This is a genomic window from Ruegeria sp. HKCCD7255 (genome assembly GCF_013031565.1).
In the GTDB taxonomy this organism is placed as follows: Bacteria; Pseudomonadota; Alphaproteobacteria; order Rhodobacterales; family Rhodobacteraceae; genus Ruegeria.
This window is the reverse complement of record NZ_WQAG01000006.1, coordinates 54,401-67,377: the sequence shown is the minus strand read 5'-3', so window position 1 is coordinate 67,377 and position 12,977 is coordinate 54,401. Positions and strand designations below refer to the sequence as shown.

The 12,977-nt window shown below is 59.7% G+C and carries 14 protein-coding genes; 6 read left to right on the top strand and 8 right to left on the bottom strand.

The window, feature by feature from the left end; genetic code table 11:
• Window positions 1-24 precede the first annotated feature (24 nt).
• Window positions 25-1,080, bottom strand: a complete 1,056-nt coding sequence (mutY, locus tag GOX45_RS12515) for an A/G-specific adenine glycosylase (RefSeq protein ID WP_171101387.1) — start codon at window positions 1,078-1,080, stop codon at window positions 25-27.
• Window positions 1,081-1,161: 81 nt separating this feature from the next.
• Between mutY and GOX45_RS12510 the strand changes: the two genes are divergently transcribed.
• Both GOX45_RS12510 and GOX45_RS12505 read left to right on the top strand, forming a co-directional pair.
• Window positions 1,162-1,668: a DUF721 domain-containing protein gene (locus GOX45_RS12510; protein ID WP_171101386.1), complete on the top strand. Its 507-nt coding sequence runs from the start codon at window positions 1,162-1,164 to the stop codon at window positions 1,666-1,668.
• A 13-nt stretch (window positions 1,669-1,681) separates the two neighbouring features.
• Entirely contained in the window at window positions 1,682-2,347 is a 666-nt protein-coding gene (locus tag GOX45_RS12505) for a DsbA family protein (RefSeq protein WP_171101384.1), read from the top strand.
• 38 nt (window positions 2,348-2,385) lie between these two features.
• Here GOX45_RS12505 and lpxK read toward each other — a convergent pair whose 3' ends face one another.
• From lpxK to GOX45_RS12480, 5 genes are all read right to left on the bottom strand, one after another.
• Complete coding sequence (gene lpxK / locus GOX45_RS12500; RefSeq protein ID WP_171101381.1) at window positions 2,386-3,387, bottom strand: tetraacyldisaccharide 4'-kinase; 1,002 nt, start codon at window positions 3,385-3,387, stop codon at window positions 2,386-2,388.
• On the bottom strand, window positions 3,374-4,609 hold the full coding sequence (locus GOX45_RS12495; protein WP_171101379.1) for a 3-deoxy-D-manno-octulosonic acid transferase: 1,236 nt from the start codon (window positions 4,607-4,609) through the stop codon (window positions 3,374-3,376). Before GOX45_RS12495 ends, lpxK begins: the two co-directional genes overlap by 14 nt.
• Window positions 4,606-5,406, bottom strand: coding sequence for a 3'(2'),5'-bisphosphate nucleotidase CysQ (locus GOX45_RS12490; RefSeq protein WP_171101377.1), 801 nt, complete (start codon window positions 5,404-5,406; stop codon window positions 4,606-4,608). Before GOX45_RS12490 ends, GOX45_RS12495 begins: the two co-directional genes overlap by 4 nt.
• Window positions 5,393-6,739: a TldD/PmbA family protein gene (locus tag GOX45_RS12485; protein WP_171101375.1), complete on the bottom strand. Its 1,347-nt coding sequence runs from the start codon at window positions 6,737-6,739 to the stop codon at window positions 5,393-5,395. Before GOX45_RS12485 ends, GOX45_RS12490 begins: the two co-directional genes overlap by 14 nt.
• A 348-nt stretch (window positions 6,740-7,087) precedes the next feature.
• The gene (locus GOX45_RS12480) at window positions 7,088-8,611 is read right to left on the bottom strand and encodes a DUF2125 domain-containing protein (protein ID WP_171101373.1); all 1,524 of its coding nucleotides are present in this window, start codon (window positions 8,609-8,611) and stop codon (window positions 7,088-7,090) included.
• A gap of 134 nt (window positions 8,612-8,745) precedes the next feature.
• Here GOX45_RS12480 and GOX45_RS12475 point away from each other — a divergent pair, with 134 nt between their 5' ends.
• Genes GOX45_RS12475 through GOX45_RS12465 form a run of 3 tightly spaced genes read left to right on the top strand, consistent with a single transcriptional unit; the run spans window position 8,746 to window position 10,810 of the window.
• Window positions 8,746-9,495 (top strand): SDR family oxidoreductase, encoded by a 750-nt coding sequence (locus tag GOX45_RS12475; RefSeq protein ID WP_171101371.1) that lies wholly within the window; start codon window positions 8,746-8,748, stop codon window positions 9,493-9,495.
• Window positions 9,492-10,100 (top strand): enoyl-CoA hydratase/isomerase family protein, encoded by a 609-nt coding sequence (locus GOX45_RS12470; protein WP_171101369.1) that lies wholly within the window; start codon window positions 9,492-9,494, stop codon window positions 10,098-10,100. The genes GOX45_RS12475 and GOX45_RS12470 overlap by 4 nt, the downstream gene beginning before the upstream one ends.
• 2 nt (window positions 10,101-10,102) lie before the next feature.
• Window positions 10,103-10,810 carry a VOC family protein gene (locus tag GOX45_RS12465; RefSeq protein WP_371808977.1) on the top strand — a complete coding sequence of 236 codons (708 nt, stop codon included), beginning with the start codon at window positions 10,103-10,105 and terminating at the stop codon, window positions 10,808-10,810.
• On the opposite strand, the gene GOX45_RS12460 is transcribed toward GOX45_RS12465, so the two are convergent.
• On the bottom strand, window positions 10,811-11,107 hold the full coding sequence (locus GOX45_RS12460; RefSeq protein WP_171101365.1) for an HNH endonuclease: 297 nt from the start codon (window positions 11,105-11,107) through the stop codon (window positions 10,811-10,813).
• Between the two features lie 45 nt (window positions 11,108-11,152).
• On the opposite strand from GOX45_RS12460, the gene GOX45_RS12455 reads away from it, so the two are divergent.
• Window positions 11,153-12,340: a TIGR03862 family flavoprotein gene (locus GOX45_RS12455; RefSeq protein ID WP_171101363.1), complete on the top strand. Its 1,188-nt coding sequence runs from the start codon at window positions 11,153-11,155 to the stop codon at window positions 12,338-12,340.
• Here GOX45_RS12455 and GOX45_RS12450 read toward each other — a convergent pair.
• Window positions 12,337-12,933 (bottom strand): glutathione S-transferase family protein, encoded by a 597-nt coding sequence (locus GOX45_RS12450; protein WP_171101361.1) that lies wholly within the window; start codon window positions 12,931-12,933, stop codon window positions 12,337-12,339. The genes GOX45_RS12455 and GOX45_RS12450 overlap by 4 nt on opposite strands.
• Window positions 12,934-12,977: the final 44 nt, after the last annotated feature.

Genomic DNA, 12,977 nt, shown 5'->3' with positions numbered 1-12,977 from the left:
GGCACAACGGGTTAATTATGGGGGTCAGCGGTCGCGCCACAGGGCATGGGCCTTGCGCATGACTGTCGGCAGGTCGCTCGGACGGAAGGCATGCTTTTCGATCACCAGCAACGCGTCGCTTTGAAAACTGTGCGGAAGATCCGCGCTCCAAACCTGCAGGATCAGGTGGAAATGGGTGAAGGTGTGTCGAACCTCACCTGACAAACGCTGCCAGTTGGCGGTGAAAGGCGGGGCTTCGGCAGGGGCTTCTGACCAGTCAGAACCCGGCCAGCCCAGCATCCCACCCAAAAGCCCCTTGTCAGGGCGGCGTTCCATAAGCAAAGCACCGTCCGCGCGGCGCGCGATATAGATATGGCCACACCGTGTGGGTTTGGGCTGTTTCGGGGTCTTTTTCGGCAGTTCCGATTGTGTACCGGCGATGCGCGCCCGGCAGGGTTCACGCAGAACGCAGATCCCGCAGGCCGGGGATTTGTGGGTGCAAATCGTGGCCCCCAGATCCATCACAGCTTGTGCGTAATCCCCCGGGCGCGCGTTGGGTGTCAGGGCCTCGGCTTTGGCTTTGAGGATCGGTTTCGAGCCCGGCAGAGGGCCGTGGATATCGTATAGCCGCGCCATTACGCGTTCGACATTGCCGTCCAGAACCGTCTCGGGGCGGTCAAAGGCAATCGCTGCAATCGCCGCAGCGGTATAGGGGCCGACACCGGGCAATTTCAGCAGTTCGTCATATGTGTTGGGGAATTGCCCCCCGCGTTCATCGGCAACCACGCGCGCGCATTTCAACAGGTTCCGCGCTCGCGCGTAATATCCCAGCCCGGCCCATTCGGCCATCACGTGATCATCGGGGGCTGCGGCCAAAGCGGTGACGTCCGGCCAGCGTTGGGTAAACCGTTGGAAATAGTCCCGCACTGCGGCCACGGTGGTTTGTTGCAGCATGACCTCGGACAGCCAGACGCGGTAAGGGTCGGGCTGCACACCTGCGGCGCGCTCACCAGGCCCAATGCGCCAGGGCATCTCGCGCGCGTGGCGGTCGTACCACAGCAACAGAGCGTTGCTCACGTCAAATTCAGTGCTGTCACGCAAGATTTATCCATCTCCCTGTCGGGTTTTACTGGCACCCGGGTCTTTGCCCATTACAATAGGTGTGCAGGAGATGGAAACCAGATGCAGCGCAGACGTTCTTCGACCCGCGGGTTCAAACGCACCGCGACTTTGCTGAACGACCAGATTAGGCGGGCCGGTGAAAGCCGGGGCTTCGCCGTGTCGCGCCTGTTGACGCATTGGGCCGAGATCGTGGGCCAGGATATCGCCGCCGTCGCGCAACCCGTGAAAGTGGGTTATGGCAAAGGCGGTTTTGGCGCTACGCTGACGGTGTTGACCACCGGACCACAAGCCGCGATGCTGGATATGCAGCGCGAGCAATTGCGCGACAAGGTCAACGCTGTTTACGGGTTCAACGCCATCAGCCGGGTGCGCATCACCCAGACCGCTCCGACCGGATTTGCCGAGGGGCAGGCCAGTTTCGATCACAAGCCGAAACCGGCGAAACCCAAACTATCCCCCGAGATCGCCGCCGAGGCGGACAAAGTGTCACGCGATATTCACGATGGCGATCTGCGTGCGGCCCTTGAACGATTGGGTCGCAACGTTTTATCCAAACAAAAACGCTGAGAAAGGGCTGAGAATGAGCCGTATTGCATTGGGAATTTGTGCGGCTGCTGCCGTGGCCGCAGGTGGCTATTGGCTGTCGTCGTCAAGCTCGTCGCCAACCGCCTATCCGCTGATCAGCAGCGCTCAGGCACAGGAAACCGAACTGGATACATCGACTATTGTCGAAATGGTACAAGGTGCCGAGGATGCGCCAGTCGAGATCATCGAATACGCATCCTATACCTGCCCGCACTGCGCCAATTTCCACAAAGGTGCGTATAAGCAGCTGAAGGAAGATTTCATCGACACCGGCAAGGTCAAGTTCATCTATCGCGAGGTGTATTTCGACCGCTATGGCCTGTGGGCTTCGATGGTGGCGCGCTGCGGCGGGCCCGAAAAGTTCTTTGGCATCACCGACCTGATCTATGAAGGGCAAGCGGAATGGACCAGCGCAGGGGGGCCGACCGAGGTTGTGGACGAGCTGCGCAAGATCGGTCGTTTGGCTGGCATCGACAGCGATCAGCTTGAGGCGTGCCTCCAGGACGGCACCCAGGCACAGACTCTGGTGGCCTGGTATCAGGAAAACGCCGAACGCGATGATGTGCGCGCCACGCCGTCCTTTGTTGTGAACGGCCAGAAGGTCAGCAACCAGTCTTATGACGAATTCAAAGCGCTGATCGAAGCCGAACTGGGTAGCTAACCCTTGCGCCCGGGTGGCCGTTCAGGTCTGCCCGGGCGTCACTTGGGCGAAGGGGCGACGTTCAAGACCATCTCTTTTACCCGATCGTGCTCTGCCACTTGCAATCGCACGGGCAAGGTGATGACCTTGGCCCGAAAGGCCCGGGGTAGGCGCACCGCATCCTTTTCCGTTGTCACCATTTGTGCCCCCAGCAAGCGGGCTTCATTTTCCAGCCGTGTCATTAACGCGGGTGTCAGAGGCTGGTGGTCTTCCAGGGCCTCGGCGCGCAGCAGCTCGGCCCCTTGTTGCCGCAATGTGCGAAAGAACTTTTCCGGGTGGCCGATTCCGGCAAAGGCCAAAACCTGCGTTGTGGACCAATCCATCCCGGTTTGCAGAGCGGTGACCTCGCCTTTGGCCTTTGGGATGGCGATCGCGCTCCCCCAGCTTTGTGCAAACTGGTCTTGTGCGTCGGAATCGCCCAAAGACAGCACCAAGTCGGCGCGTTTCAGACCGACACTAACCGGCTCTCGCAAAGGGCCTGCGGGGATGCATCGCCCGTTCCCGAAGCCATTGGCCGCATCGACGACGATGATCGAAAAATCCTTGGCGACCGTTGGGTTCTGAAACCCGTCATCCAACACGATGACCGTCGCGCCCGCCTCAACGGCGGCTTTGGCGCCCGCTGCGCGATCCTTGGCGACCCAGACTTCGGCGAAGGCGGCCAGCAACAGAGGTTCGTCTCCGACCTCAGCCGCGCTGTGTTGGTTGGGATCGACCTTCACAGGCCCGTCCAATGCTCCACCATGCCCGCGCGTGACCACATGGGGGTGGTGCCAACTGTCGCGCAACACCTCCAACAGCCAGATCACGGTTGGGGTTTTTCCGGTTCCGCCCGCGTTCAGGTTGCCGACACATATCACGGGAATACCGGGCCTATAGGCCTGTCGAGACGCGACCCGGCGCGCTGTGGCGGCGGCATAAAGGCTGCCCAATGGCGACAACAGCCGCGCGCGCAGTCCGGGATTGTCAGCCGGCATGTTCCAAAAGTCAGGTGCGCGCACGGTTGGCTCTTCCCTTGTCCAGATAGTGCTGGACCAACTCTATCAGATCATCTGTCTGCGGCGCACCTTCGGTCACCAATTCCCACCCCGCCAGTGCCATATCTGCCGTGCGATCCGGCGCCAGAAGGTCAACAACCGTGTCGCCCAGCTCTGTTGCTGTACGCACCGTCACCGCCGCACCCGCCGAATCCAGCCGGTGATAGCTGTCGCTGTGGTGGATGACATAAGGACCATGGATCACCGAGGACCCCAATGCTGTCGACAGCAAAGGGTTCTGCCCGGTCGCGCCGCGCTCCAGAGATGTTCCCATAAAAGTCACGGGGGCCACCCGGTGCCACAGGCCCAGATCCTCGTCCGATGCCGTCAGAATGACTTGCGTATTGTCTTCAATTTGTTGTCCTTCGTCCCAGTTGGAACAGCGCAAATCCATAGCCTCAAGCCGCCGGTTCAAAGGGTCGGCTTCTGCAGTGTCGGCAACATGCAAAACCAGGGCAAGCCTTGGCAACAGCCGCATGGCCTGCCGATGCGCGCTTAGCACGGAAATGAACTCGGTGTCCTGAACCCAAGCAGCCAGCCAGACGGGGCGACCGCCCAAAGCATGGTTGGTTTCGATCAACTCATCTTCTGGCCAAGGTTGGGGATCAGGGCTAATGCGCAGCGGTGAGGATACAGAAACCTTCGACGAAGCAATCCCATACCTTCGAATTTGGCGGGCCGTGTTTTCGCTGCAAGTCTCAATCCTGTCAAAGCAATCCAGCGTAAAGCGCGTGATATCCGGCAGCCAGCGCCCCGAGCGCGACATGACAAGATCGACGACGCCTTCGAGCAAGATCATCGGAATGGCTTTTTCTTCCGCGCGGTTGATCAGATTTGGCATCAAGCCACCGCCGATCCAGATGCAAAGATCTGGCTGCCAATGGTCCAGAAAAGCGCGCGCCGGTCTTGGTTGATCAGGCGGTAGCGGTACAACTGGCCACAGGCTGTTGGACCAATCCGAAATGTTTGCGTCAGACGGGGCGGTCAGTAAAAGCGAAACATCCGGTCGTGCAGCCAGAAGCCTGCTGGCGAAGTCTTCGATCACCGGCAATTTCTCGGGGCTGTTCAGATGCAGCCAAAGTAGCTCACCCTCAGGTCGCGGTGGCAGGTCGCGACCCATTGTCTGCGGCACACCCCAGGACAGAATCCGGTACGCCGCAAGGCTGAGAGAGCGGGGTTTGCTCATTCAGGCAACCCGGCGCTGGTTTGATCGAGTTGCCCAAGCAACACTTCATGCAGATGCGCGCCGGCGGCCAATACGCCGTTCAGGCGAGGATGCGCATTGTTGAACCGCAGCGCAGTGCCTTTACGGTCAGTGCAATAGCCACCCGCCTCACGCAGGATCAGATCCCCCGCGGCGATGTCCCATTCCCAGCTGGGTCGCAATGTCAGCATGCCGTCAAACCGGCCCTGCGCAACAAGCGCCATCCGATAAGCCAGTGAAGGGCGATAGACTCGCTTGAATTCCGGTACATTCCCGGCTTGCCAGTGGTGGGGTGCAAGGTTTGGCTTGGCTGCAAGCACCTCTGCTTCGGTCAAACCCCCAGGCTCCGAAACTTGTATCGGAGTTCCGTTCAGCGTGGCGCCCTGCCCAGCGGCGGCGGCGTAAAGAAGATCACGCATCGGCAGATAAATCACAGCAGCGGTCACAATGCCATTTTCGGAAATGGCGAGCGAATGGGCCCAGGTTTTTGACCCTTCGGCAAAGCTGCGGGTGCCGTCAATCGGATCGATGATAAAAACCGCGTCTTTGCCCAGTCGGTCGTCCGTGTCTTCGGTCTCTTCGCTAAGCCAGCCATAGCCGGGTCGCGCGGATTGCAGCTTGCGCTCCAGCATTTCGTTGACCGCCAGATCCGCCTCGGTCACTGGCCCTGCACCGTCGGGCTTGTCCCAGCGCTGCGCTTGTGGGCCCGAATACCGCGTCGCGATTTGCCCCGCTTCCTGTGCGGCGTCGATCAGCAGTGACAGGTCAGTTGCCGGCAAGTGTCATCCCTTCGATCAGGATCGACGGAACCACCCGCGACAGATAGGTCCGCGCGTCATTGGCCGGGATGATGCGCATCAGCATATCGCGCAGGTTGCCCGCAATTGTACATTCGTTGACGGGATAGGTGATCTCACCGTTTTCAACCCAGAACCCAGATGCCCCGCGCGAGTAATCTCCGGTATTGGGGTTGATCGTCGAACCGATCATCGACGTCACCAAAAGCCCCGTACCCATGTCGCGGATCAGGTCTGCGCGGCTTTGGTCGCCTTGTGTGAGGGCGAGGTTCCAATTGCTGGGAGACGGTGGGCCAGAAACACCCCTTGCTGCATTCCCGGTTGACGTCATTTCGAGCTTTCGGGCGCTTGACAGGTCGAGCGTCCACCCGGTCAGCACACCGTTTTCCACAATGGCGCGGCGTTGGGTCGGCAGCCCCTCGGCATCAAAGGGCCGCGAACCTGATATGCGCGGGCGGTGGGGGTCTTCGATCAGCGACAGTGTTTCAGGCAGCACGTGTTCGCCCAGACTGTCCTTCAGCCACGACGCGCCTCGCGCAATTGCGGCACCATTGCTGGCCCCCAGCAAGTGGCCGATCAGCGACGAGGAAATGCGTTCGTCAAACAAGACAGGAAAGCTCCCGGTCTCGGGCTGCCGTGCGCCCACCAGCGAAACGGCTCGTTCCCCAGCAGACCGCCCGATCTCGGACGGATCGCGCAAATCGGCCTGAAAACTGCGGCTGTCTCCGTCATAGTCGCGTTCCATCCCGGTGCCTTCACCAGAAATGGCAACGCAGGATGTGGACCTGCTGGTCCGCGCATAACCGCCCGAGAAGCCGTTGGTCGCAGACAGGTGAACCCGGTGCATGCCGTAGCCCGCCGCTGCGTCCGAGACCTGACTGACACCTTCCACTGCCATGGCCGCAGCCTCGGCTTGTAGCGCATCCTGCATCAGCGCTTCGGCTGTGGGCTCTGGTGATGGATCACAAAGCTCTAGCGCGTTCAGATCCCAATCTTGAATCAGCTGGTCTGCAGCCGCCAGCCCGGTAAACGGATCCTCCGGCGCTTCCTTGGCCATGGCCACGGCCCGCTCGGCCATTGCGGCCAGAGTTTCGGGGCGGCTGTCCGAACTGGACACGATCGCCTGCTGTTTGCCCAGAAACACCCGCAGACCCAGATCCGTGCCCTCGGCCCGTTCGGCGTGCTCCAAAGCCCCTTCGCGAACTTCGACGGAAACCGAGGTGCCGTCGATCACGATGGCGTCTGCCGCCTCGGCCCCGGCCTTGCGCGCGGCGTCCAACAACTGATGGCTGATGTCTTCGGGTGTTCGGGTCATGCGGCCTCCGGTCTGATTCAATTGGACCTAGCCTTGCGCGGGCAAGCCCGCAAGGGTCGAAGCCAATTTACCGGGCGTTTTGCCGGGCTATCCACAGGGTTTGACAAACAGTTGAGATATAGCCGCGCCGGTGCTTAGCCGCTGTTGAAGTTGAAACGATCAGATGTTTCGCGATTACCCGCGACACGATGGATTCTGCGGGACCGTTTGAACCCGGCGGATATCCAAGAAAGTTGGTCTGGAGATTCATATCCGCAAGATCGCACTGCAGGGTTCTGTTCGCTGCGTCGTCTTGGGCGACGTTAGGAAAAGATTGGGGAAGGCAGGCACTCCGCCTTCCCCGAGAAATTACTTCAGACGCTGGCCATTCGCGAGGATCTGGCCATCCTCGGTGAATTCAATCTTTGAATTCAACGTGTCGGGCTCTTCGCCCGGTACGGCCATTAGACCCATCATCATACGCGCCCCAAGCGCGTCATTCTCGGTGATCAAACCCATACCGATCAACTTGTCGATCAGTGCGTTGGCGCCCACCAATTGCAGATTGGCGACACCCGCAGGCGTCGGCATCCCGCCAAAGGCCTGGGTGTTGGTGTTGTCAAAGGTGAAATCGCCATCGCCGGTCAGTTTGGCGCCGACGAGTGACACAAGCAGTTCGTTGATTTTCAGCGAATGCAGTTCACCTGGCGTTACGTCGCCGGTTGCGAAGGTTTCGACCGCTTCCTCGTCCATGAAATCAACCAGAACCTTCCCGGTTCCGCTGGTGTCAACGACAATGGTCGCGGGATCGCGTGGTAAGGATCCTGCCGGGTCAAACAGGCTCCACAGGACATCCGACATGGTGAAATCGGTGAGGTTCATGCCGAAGCTGAACGATTGAACTTCGTCCGAGGCCATCAGCGGGAAGTCGAATTTGAATCCCGCCTTTTCCATCGCAACTTCAATCGGGAATGGCAGATCAGCTGTGGTCACTGCGACTTTGGCGCTGTTCTGTTCAACATCGTAGGCAAGATGTCCCGCGTCGATGCTGCCGGCAAGGCGACCACCCTCGGAACTACTGCTCAGAGAAAAGCTTTCGCCTTCGGCAGTGCCTTGGATTTCCGCACTGCCTGACCCATAGGTGAAAGAGCCTTCGCCCGAGAAACCAGCGTCATAGAAGGCCTGAACATCGGTCGCGTCCACATTGGTTGGAATGGTCGATTTACCTTCCATCACCAATTGTCCCATTTGGCCGCGGATCTGTCCGGCGTCATCGCTTTCAGGATCGTCGAACACAAATGCGTAGGTGGCGTCACTTGCTGTGAAGCTTTGATCAACATCGCGTTTTTCGCCAACCAGCATGCGGGTCTTGCCCGTCACGTTATTGATAGAAATATTCGCGCCCATAGCGTCTTGCGGAATGGTTTCGTCGCCAACCGTGATTGAAGTCAAATCCAGGGTCAGGTTATCCGCGATATAATCATAGACGATATCTTCGGGTGTTCCGGAAACGTCCATCGACAAACCGGAATTGGTATACTGAATTTCAGCAGAAAACTCTTCACCTTCTCCGGCGCCGCTCAGAACGATCGGAAAGCTTTCGGGGAAGGTCAGGCTGACTGTACCGTCGCCATTTTCCGTCATGGTCATTTCGGGCATGGTGATTTCGATCTGCCCATCGGTGTCTGGCAAATCCAAGGCCATGACCATGTTCGAAATTGTCGTGACATTGCCCGACGTGGCCTCGTCGCCGGTGACAGTGTACCCGACGCTGGCCATGTATGATTGCCAATCGGCCCAAACATCCTTGGCGGTGACGTCAGCAAATGCGCCTTGTGCAACCACAGCATAGGCCAGTACCGCGCCGCAACTGCGGTGGAGGAAAACAGACATAGGAGAACCCTTCTCAATCAAATTTGACGGCATCGTCGTGCCTGCCGATAGCGCCGTCAAGGGGCAAGGGGTGGACCTATTCCCCTTTTGCACGTTACGACTTGGCGAAGAATTTGGATCCAAGGGATTAGCATATGTCGATGCAGGGAAAAACTGTACTGATTACGGGCGCCAGCCGCGGTATCGGAGCTGAAGCAGGGCGCGTATTTGCCGCAGCAGGGGCCAATGTGGTTCTGGTTGCGCGCAGCGGCGATCAAATTAACGCCTTGGCGGCAGCGCTGGGCGAGAATGCAATGGCGCTCAGCTGCGACGTGAGCGATTTTGCGCAGGTCGAACAGGCGGTCGCTGATTGCGTTGACCGGTTCGGCGGGCTGGATGTTCTGGTCGGCAATGCCGGGGTCATTGATCCGATTTTTCATATGTCCAATGCGGATGTGGCGGCTTGGAGCGCGGCGATTGACATCAACCTGAAAGGCGTCTTCTACGGAATGCGCGCGGCATTGCCCGTCATGCGCGCGGCTGGGGGTGGGACGGTGCTGACCGTGTCCTCGGGTGCGGCCTCGAACCCTGTTGAGGCCTGGAGCCATTATTGCGCGTCCAAAGCCGGGGCCAAGATGCTGACCGAGTGCCTGCATCTGGAAGCGGCGCATCATGGTATCCGCGCGATGGGTCTTTCCCCTGGTACGGTCGCGACCGATATGCAGCGGGTGATCAAGGCCAGCGGCATCAATCCCGTAAGCCAACTGGATTGGGATGACCATATCCCGGCTGACTGGCCCGCCCGCGCGCTGCTTTGGATGTGCACGGAGGATGCGGATGAGTTTCTTGGCACCGAGATTTCATTGCGCAACGAAGACATTCGGGCGCGGGTCGGTCTTAAGTGATCGAACTGACCAAGGAAGACGGGCTTTGGATTGTCACGCTGAACAACTCCGATAAGGCCAATGCGCTGACCGGCGCGATGCTGTCCGATCTATTGCAAATTGCCCAAGATGCGACAGAGGCGCGGGCCTTGATCCTGACAGGCAAAGGCAGGGTATTCAGCGCCGGGGCTGATCTGGATGAGGCACGCGCAGGGCTTGCCACATCAGACCTGTGGGAAAAGCTGTCGGGCGCGATTGCTGCATTGCCTTGCCTGACGGTCGCTGCCCTGAACGGCACGCTGGCCGGAGGTGCCAACGGCATGGTCTTGGCCTGCGATCTGCGCATCGCTGTACCCGAGGCCAAGGTGTTCTACCCGGTGATGAAGCTGGGCTTTTTGCCTCAGCCCTCGGATCCAAAGCGTATGGCCGCCTTGATTGGCCCGGCGCGGACCAAGCTGATCCTGATGGCCGGACAAAAGATCACTGCAGCCGAGGCCTACGAGTTTGGCTTGATTGATCGCGTCGTCGAGCCTGACGCTTTGATGCCAACGGCGCGCGCTCTAGTGGCCGACAGTCTGGCGGCCAAACCTGAGATCGCGGCAGGGATCGCCGAGCATTGCCGATGAGGATGTCGGCCCTAAAGCTGCGCGTGGCCGATCCGGAAGTATTGGCCAGGTTCTACCGCGATCTGCTGGGCATGCGGATCCAAGCCGACGGTGAGGCCCGGCGCGTCGGCTATGCCGGTGTGGACGCTGATCTGCTGCTGCTACCGGGTGGTGGAGGCTTCACGGCGGATCGGGGTCAACGGTATTGGAAGATCGGAATTACCTTGCCGAATGTCGATCTGGCGGCCCGGCACTTGAACGACTTAGGCGTTCCGGTCAGCACCCCACGCCAGTTTCAGGACATCGGCTATATGTGCCACCTGAGTGATCCCGCAGGGTTCGAGATCGAACTTTTGCAACAGGATTTCGAAGGCAATCGGCCTGAAGGTGCCGGCGATCCTGATGCCCCATTCGCAGACGCCACGATTGGCCAGATCACCCTGCGCACCGGTGATATTGCGGCAGAGGACGCGATATGCCGTCGTTTGGGAATGCGCCTGCTGTCAGTGCAGGATGTGGCGGATTATGGCTTTGATCTGCATTTCTATGCCTTCACCGACGAAACTCCACCCGATGCCGATCTGTGGGCCGTGGAGAACCGCGAATGGTTGTGGAAGCGTCTTTATACAACCTTGGAATTTCAGCATATTACCGATGCGCAATTTGCGCCGGTGCCTGACTATCAAGGCATTGAAATCGAGGGCCGCGACACACCGATCTTTCGGAACTAATCACCGCCCCCGCCGCTTGCCCGGCACTTTCGACTGAAACCCGGGCGGGCGTTTGCGCACCCAGTTCAGAAATTTCTCAAGCCGGGGGTGGCCGCGCAGGCTTTCAACCGTGTAGTAACTGCGGGCCAGCTCGGCCTCAGTCAGGGTTGCGTGCACTTCCTTGTGGCAAATCTTGTGCAGCAGAACCGTTGGCCCGCCCTTGCCTCCTTTGAGTTTTGGGATCAGATGGTGCAGGCTGCCACCGCCCTCGGGGATCGGGCGGTCGCAAAGCGGGCAGGTCGGTGTACCATCGGTCATCGCAAGAAACTCGCGTGGAAACAGGGCGAAGGCAAGAGGGCAGCAATGGCGCAGGCAGTGGTGATCGGGGCAGGACCCGCCGGGTTGATGGCCGCCACGCAGCTGGCCGCTGCCGGGCACAGCGTTTTGGTGGCCGAAGCCAAGCCTTCGGTTGCTCGCAAATTCCTGATGGCGGGAAAATCGGGCCTGAACCTGACCAAAGACGAGCCCTTTGACAAACTGATCAACGCCTACGGGCCAGCCGCGGAATGGCTGCGACCGATTATAGGCGAAATGGATGCCAAAGGCGTTCAAGATTGGGCCCGTGATTTGGGGCAAGAGCTGTTCAGCGGATCAACAGGCCGGGTGTTTCCGACGGTGATGAAAGCCTCGCCGCTTTTGCGAGCGTGGCTGGCTGAATTGACCAACGCAGGCGTGCAGATCCAAACGCGTTGGCGCTGGGCTGGATGGGACGGCAAAGACCTTCTGTTTGAAACACCTGAGGGCGTGCAGCACATTCAGCCGAATGCCACTGTTCTTGCGATGGGCGGGGCCAGCTGGGCGCGGTTGGGTTCGGACGGTGCTTGGGCCGAGCTTTTGGCGCAGCGCGGGGTTTCCTTACAGCCGTTTGCCCCAGCAAACGCGGCCCTGTCGATGGATTGGAGCCCCCATATGCACCCCCATTTTGGGTCTGCGCTGAAATCAGTGCGCTGGAGCGCGGGGTATCAAACCAGTCGCGGAGAGGCCACGATTTCCGCCAAAGGGCTGGAGGGTGGGGGGCTCTACCCGCTGACGCCAGAGTTACGCAGTGGTGCGCCCTTAGTCGCCGATCTTCTTCCCGACGTGACGCTGGACGTCCTGCGTGATCGTTGGCGGGCAAAGAAACCCAAGGCGACGCTGACCCATTGGTTTAAGAACACGCTGCGGCTGACGCCTCAGAAAATCGCTTTGTTTCACGAGATGTCCAAAACCCAAGGAACGGCACAGGACGTGCCCGAGCTTCTGAAACACCTGCCAATCCACCACGCCGGTCTGCGCCCAATGGATGAGGCGATCTCGACCGCTGGGGGGGTGACGCGCGACGCGGTGGACGACACTTTGATGCTGAAAGCTTTGCCGGGCGTGTTCTGCGCCGGGGAGATGCTGGACTGGGAAGCGCCCACAGGGGGCTATCTGCTGACGGCCTGTTTGGCCACCGGGCGTTGGGCGGGGCGCGCCGCCGCAGATTGGCTTGATCAGCGCTTGCCGGGTTAGGCTTTTGCCGGCATCTCGGCCATTCTCATATGGGCCGGTCGCGCGCGCATTTCTTTGCCATAGGCGCTCAGAACATCCGAGTTCAGGGGGAAGCCAGAGTTTCGGGCCCAGCTCATGCAGTGGATCAGCAAGATATCGGCGATGGTCATCTTGTCGCCCATCAGGAACGGCCCCTTAAAGCGCTTTTCCAGCCGTTGGAAATTACGATCAAACTCCCATTCGACTGACGCGCGAATGGCCGGGACCCGCTTGTCTTCCGGCAGTATGAAACTGTGGCGCGCAGCCACCCACAAAACGGCGTCGATCTCATCCAGAATGGTGTGGAACAGCGCATCTTGCTCGGCCCGCTCAAGAGTGCCAGCCGGATAGGTCAAGGCCCCATGTTTGTCCGCCAGATACGTCATAATGGCTGAACTGTCGGAAATGGCGCGGTCACCGTCGATCAGTACCGGAACCTTTCCCGAGGGGTTCAGGGCCCAGATTTCGGGTGTCCGAGGCGCAGCGGGCTCTAACTCATATGGCGCGCCGATCTCTTCCAACATCCAGATCACCCGCGATGTGCGGGTCATGACGGGGCCGTAAAGCTTGTACATGAGTCTATCCTGCTGATTGCCTTTGCGCAATGTGCTGACGCTAG

Coding starts and splice junctions, on each gene's coding strand:
- GOX45_RS12510 (WP_171101386.1), top strand. CDS start 1,162: ATGCAGCGCAGACGTTCTTCGACCCGCGGGTTCAAACGCACCGCGACT.
- GOX45_RS12495 (WP_171101379.1), bottom strand. CDS start 4,609: ATGAGCAAACCCCGCTCTCTCAGCCTTGCGGCGTACCGGATTCTGTCC.
- GOX45_RS12460 (WP_171101365.1), bottom strand. CDS start 11,107: ATGACCGATGGTACACCGACCTGCCCGCTTTGCGACCGCCCGATCCCC.
- GOX45_RS12505 (WP_171101384.1), top strand. CDS start 1,682: ATGAGCCGTATTGCATTGGGAATTTGTGCGGCTGCTGCCGTGGCCGCA.
- GOX45_RS12485 (WP_171101375.1), bottom strand. CDS start 6,739: ATGACCCGAACACCCGAAGACATCAGCCATCAGTTGTTGGACGCCGCG.
- GOX45_RS12465 (WP_371808977.1), top strand. CDS start 10,103: ATGTCGGCCCTAAAGCTGCGCGTGGCCGATCCGGAAGTATTGGCCAGG.
- GOX45_RS12475 (WP_171101371.1), top strand. CDS start 8,746: ATGTCGATGCAGGGAAAAACTGTACTGATTACGGGCGCCAGCCGCGGT.
- GOX45_RS12455 (WP_171101363.1), top strand. CDS start 11,153: ATGGCGCAGGCAGTGGTGATCGGGGCAGGACCCGCCGGGTTGATGGCC.
- GOX45_RS12450 (WP_171101361.1), bottom strand. CDS start 12,933: ATGTACAAGCTTTACGGCCCCGTCATGACCCGCACATCGCGGGTGATC.
- GOX45_RS12480 (WP_171101373.1), bottom strand. CDS start 8,611: ATGTCTGTTTTCCTCCACCGCAGTTGCGGCGCGGTACTGGCCTATGCT.